This is a genomic window from Candidatus Thermoplasmatota archaeon, assembly GCA_034660695.1.
In the GTDB taxonomy this organism is placed as follows: domain Archaea; phylum Thermoplasmatota; class E2; order UBA202; family DSCA01; genus JAYEJS01.
In genome coordinates, this window is the sequence record JAYEJS010000132.1 from 1 (window position 1) to 4547 (window position 4547).

Annotated in this window: 4 protein-coding genes; 3 read left to right on the plus strand and 1 reads right to left on the minus strand. The window is 40.3% G+C overall.

Features of this window, described 5'->3' with window-relative positions; translation table 11 throughout:
• Positions 1–194: 194 nt before the first annotated feature.
• The 3 genes from U9O96_07090 to U9O96_07100 are packed head-to-tail and all read left to right on the plus strand — an operon-like array spanning position 195 to position 3604.
• Positions 195–623: a DUF4430 domain-containing protein gene (locus U9O96_07090; GenBank protein ID MEA2054848.1), complete on the plus strand. Its 429-nt coding sequence runs from the start codon at positions 195–197 to the stop codon at positions 621–623.
• A 41-nt stretch (positions 624–664) separates the two neighbouring features.
• Positions 665–1312 (plus strand): DUF6580 family putative transport protein, encoded by a 648-nt coding sequence (locus tag U9O96_07095; protein MEA2054849.1) that lies wholly within the window; start codon positions 665–667, stop codon positions 1310–1312.
• Positions 1313–1369: 57 nt separating this feature from the next.
• Entirely contained in the window at positions 1370–3604 is a 2235-nt protein-coding gene (locus U9O96_07100; GenBank protein MEA2054850.1) for a C25 family cysteine peptidase, read from the plus strand.
• A 3-nt stretch (positions 3605–3607) separates the two neighbouring features.
• Here the strand turns inward: U9O96_07100 and U9O96_07105 are convergent, their stop codons facing one another.
• Complete coding sequence (locus U9O96_07105; GenBank protein ID MEA2054851.1) at positions 3608–4363, minus strand: nucleotidyltransferase; 756 nt, start codon at positions 4361–4363, stop codon at positions 3608–3610.
• Positions 4364–4547: the final 184 nt, after the last annotated feature.

A 4547-nucleotide genomic window follows, 5' to 3' on the forward strand; every position in this document is an offset into this window, starting at 1 on the left:
AAGAATCACTCTCATGGGTTGACTATAATTTTTCGCTAATTCCAAGAGCTATCTATGAATTTGGGGTTAAGCCTTCATTTGCCAGTTGAATAATCCGAGAGAATACAAATAGTTTTTACACATAGCCCGCTTTCCCACAAAATTTATATATAAAATTTACTTTACTTTTGTAAAAAAAATTTGATGGTGAGAAAATGAGAAATGAAAAAAGTATTATGGCGGCAGTGATAATTGCTGCATCGGTCATGGTTTTGGTCTCGGCTATAGGAATTTATATGGCTAAAAGTGGCGGTGTGAACAGTGAGCCGGTTACCGCATCAATAAAAATAAACTTTGGAAACGGAACAGTATGGACTTATCCAAATATATCTGTAGCGGGCAGTAACGCAACGGTTTTCGGCCTTCTTATGGAAGCTGCACATGAAGGAAGATTTAATGTTGAGTATACTTACTACGGCCAATATGACAGTATCTTTGTAGATTCAATTGCTGGCATTGTAAATGGTGAGGAAAATAACTATTGGCAGTATTGGATGAACGGGGAATATGGAATTGTGGGGGCGGACAAACAGCCCGTTGGCGATAATGATGATATTGAATGGAAATTTACCACATTTAGTTAAACTTTAATATGCAGGTCTATTTCACAAATTGAGGGAATAAAATGATAAGGGATGATAAAAGATGGTTGACTGCGTTGTCACTAATATTCTTTGGTGTTGCTGGTAGAATTTTTTTGAGGAATTTGCTTCCCAACACGCCCCATATATACATGACCATAAACGGCATAACACAGCCTGTTTTCATGATGGATATGTTCTTTATCGTGGCGGCAGTTTCGCTTTTCAGTGGATTACTGCTTGGCGGGTACTACAGTTTCATAGTTCCTTTGAGTGTAATGCTTATTACAGACTTTTACTATGGAAACGACTATATCTTTTTATTCACATGGTCAGGATTTGCCTTTATAGGCCTGCTTGGATATCTGACAAATAAAGGAGTTCCATCTGTGGCAAAGATTGCAGGCATCGGACTGGGAAGTGTGCTTGCCTATGATTTATGGACAAACTTTGGATGCTGGCTTGGTTGGTATCCCCATACGCTGAACGGGATGGTAACATGCTTTATTCTTGCTTTGCCATTTACTCTGTGGCATCTGCTTTCTACGGTATTGTTTGTAACTGTACTTTCCATACCTCTGATTTACGTAAAGAATGCAATGAAGAATACCGTTATAAAGCCCATTGAAAAATATTCAACCGTCACCGTATCTGCATTTCTTGCATTCCTCGGATTTTTGACCATATTGTAAGCCATACTTCAGATAGACAGTAAAAAAATTAAATAGTCGGATTCGTTTACAGTTATCATGAGGATAAGCGGGACTTTTTGGAAATTTATCGGTATAACTATTGCACTTTCGTTTACAGTTACATCCTTTTCGTCTACGGCCATTTCTGATGAAAATAACAATGAAATGAATCTGAATTACTGCTTCGAGAAGCCGCATATCAAGAAAGTATGTGGAGAATCAGAATACGATAATATAAAAATCGAAGGTTGCCGTTCCTATGATTTTAGCGGAGTCAAATTGCCCGTCAAACCCCTGCACATTTTGATTCCCCAGGGATTCAAAGTCTGTGATATAAAAATTGAGAAGGCCGACAAGATCGATCTTTTTTCATTGTACTCCGAAGCTGGGAACGGAGAAAGCATTTCCGTCAATGGCACAATTCCAGACAGAGATTTCATACTGGTGGGAACATACAGATTTAGGGGATATGAAATACTTGTCCTTAACCTCTGTCCTGTGAAATACACTTCCGATGGGGGAATTTTTTATTGGAAGCACATGACAGTTAACATAGGGCTGCAAGAGACTTCATCTAAGCCGTTCAGGGGATTGCCCCGAGATAGAGAAATTGTAATGAGGATGGTTGACAATCCTGGTATCGTAGAAAGTTATCGTAACTCGGCGACAATTACAAACACATATGAGTATATTGTAATAACCGGTAGCGAATTAAAAAATGCATCCGGCAGCTATAATTTCCAGGATCTGGTAGATTCCAAAATATCTAAAGGAATTAATGCCAAAATTGTAACCGTAGAAGAAATAGTCAACAATCAAACTTATTGGGCAAATGGCACATGGGGCGACAATAATCCATCGAACCCGTTTTACCAGAGTGAAATAACAAAGAATTTCTCTAAATACAATGATACGCAGGCAAAGATAAGAAACTTTATCCGCTATACCTATTTTAACCTTGGAACCAACTACATTTTGCTGGGAGGAGACGCCGACGGAGGTAATAAGGGTAACAATATCGTCCCTGCCCGCCGCCTTTATGCCAATGAAACCGGGCTGCCTCTCAACGGCAATTTGGGTTTTGAAGAAGATGATATTCCATCTGATCTTTATTACGCCTGCTTGGACGGGAATTTCAACTACGATATGGATGACAGCTGGGGAGAAAATGCATCCAGAAATGATCTGGCAAATGTAGATGAGGCAGATTTTTGCTCGGAGATATGGATCGGAAGGGCATGTGTTGATTCTCCACGGGAGGTAGAAAATTTTGTTATGAAAACTCTGGCGTATGAACAGAGCAATGACTCATATACAAGCAAAGTATTATTTCTGGGAGAATACCTCGGATTTCCAGGCATATCAAAATATGGGGGGAATTATAAAGACGTTATAAAACCCTATATCCCTTCCCAATATGATTTGACTACAATGTACGACAGAGACTGGCCAGGTTTTGATCCCGGAGACCCGTGGGGTACAGGATGGGATAAATATGATCTCATGAATGTGCTGAATAATGATACTCCCTGCATTATCAACCATGATGGTCATGGCTTTGTAAATTACGGTCTGAGGCTGCGCACCTCGGATATTGAAACATTGACTAATGGTCGATATTTTTTCATATATTCTCAAACATGCCTTGCAGGCTCGTTCGATAATTGTTACAATGAACATTATTATACCAATGATTGTGCAGCAGAATATTTTACTGTTGAGACTGCCCACGGGGCATTTGCCGTTATAATGAATGCCCGCTATGGCTTGGGGAGTGAAGACACTCTCGACTCACCGTCAGGGCATTACGATGAATCATTTTTTAAAGCTTTATTTACTGCTGGCATAAAGGAACTCGGAGGGGCAAACCATTACTCAAAAGAGGATAACATATGGCGTATCAATGAAAACGGTATGAGATGGGCATGTTACGAAACAAATTTGTTTGGCGACCCTGAGGTAGCAATAAAACAACCAAGTATGGGCATAAGCATAATGAGACCAGAGAATGGATTTTATTTATTTGATAACGGACCTCTCTTTCCCACTGATAAAACAATAGCCATAGGGGGAATAACGATAAAGGTAAATGCAACCGCTCTCTCCCCAGATGCGATTGATAGGGTTGAATTCTATGTTGATGGAGTGCTAAAGGCCACTGATAATCACTCACCCTATGAATGGAAATGGAAGGAATTTGCAATAGGAATGCATACCGTAAAAGTTATCGGCTATACGGAAACGGGAGATACAGATAGTGAGGAGATGGAAATATTCGTTATATGTCTATAATTTTTATTCCTCCTTCTTTTTTTCAAATAGTTTAAGTAGGTCAATAGGAATTGGAAGGAGAACAGTCGTCGATCCTTTTGATGCCACATCCGATGCAGTTTGCAAGAACCTCAACTGAAGCCCTCCTTCTTCCTCACTTATCACCTTTGCTGCTTTAGCCAGTTTCTCCGATGCCTGCAGCTCTCCTTCAGCGGCAATAATTCTTGCTCTTCTTTCTCTCTCTGCTTCGGCTGCCTTTGCCATCGCCTTCTGCATTCCCTCTGGAATTTCAACATCTTTTGTTTCTACTGCGGTAACTTTCACGCCCCACTCGTCTGTTGCCTCGTCGAGGATGTTCTGCAAACGCCGGTTTATTTTTTCCCTTTCCCTCAGCACTTCGTCAAGCTCCACCTCGCCGATTACACTCCGCAGTGTGGTCTGTGCCATCTGGGATGTTGCAACCATATAATTTCGGATACGTACGACCGCATCTTCCGGGTTCATTACACGGAGATACACCACAGCATTTACGCGCACAGGGACATTATCTGAAGTTATTGCATCTTGAGAAGGCACGTCGAGCACATTTTCTCTGAGGTCGATTTTGACCATGTTGTCGAATAATGGTATAATAAAAAACACGCCGGGGCCTTTCGCACCCAGAAGCCGACCGAGCCGAAAAATTACTCCTCTTTCATATTCCCGCACAATTTTTATTGCAGACGCCAGTATAACAATCAAAATCAATATCAAGAATATTATTGCCGATATGGGTATCATATAAATAAATGGACATGACCCTATTTAAACTTTGGTGCTTATCAGTCCTATACAGATTGGTGGTTACAGATTTTCCGATTTTTAATCTGTATTTTTCATTTTGAAATGAATTGATTTTGCAAAATGAATGCAGTTCAGTCACAAATTTTGGCTTCCCACAGCCAAAATTGGCTAAAAAATTTTC

What these genes read in the sequence shown, in the direction of transcription:
- U9O96_07090 (MEA2054848.1), top strand. Translation starts at nt 195, where the DNA reads ATGAGAAATGAAAAAAGTATTATGGCGGCAGTGATAATTGCTGCATCG.
- U9O96_07095 (MEA2054849.1), top strand. Translation starts at nt 665, where the DNA reads ATGATAAGGGATGATAAAAGATGGTTGACTGCGTTGTCACTAATATTC.
- U9O96_07100 (MEA2054850.1), top strand. Translation starts at nt 1,370, where the DNA reads ATGAGGATAAGCGGGACTTTTTGGAAATTTATCGGTATAACTATTGCA.
- U9O96_07105 (MEA2054851.1), bottom strand. Translation starts at nt 4,363, where the DNA reads ATGATACCCATATCGGCAATAATATTCTTGATATTGATTTTGATTGTT.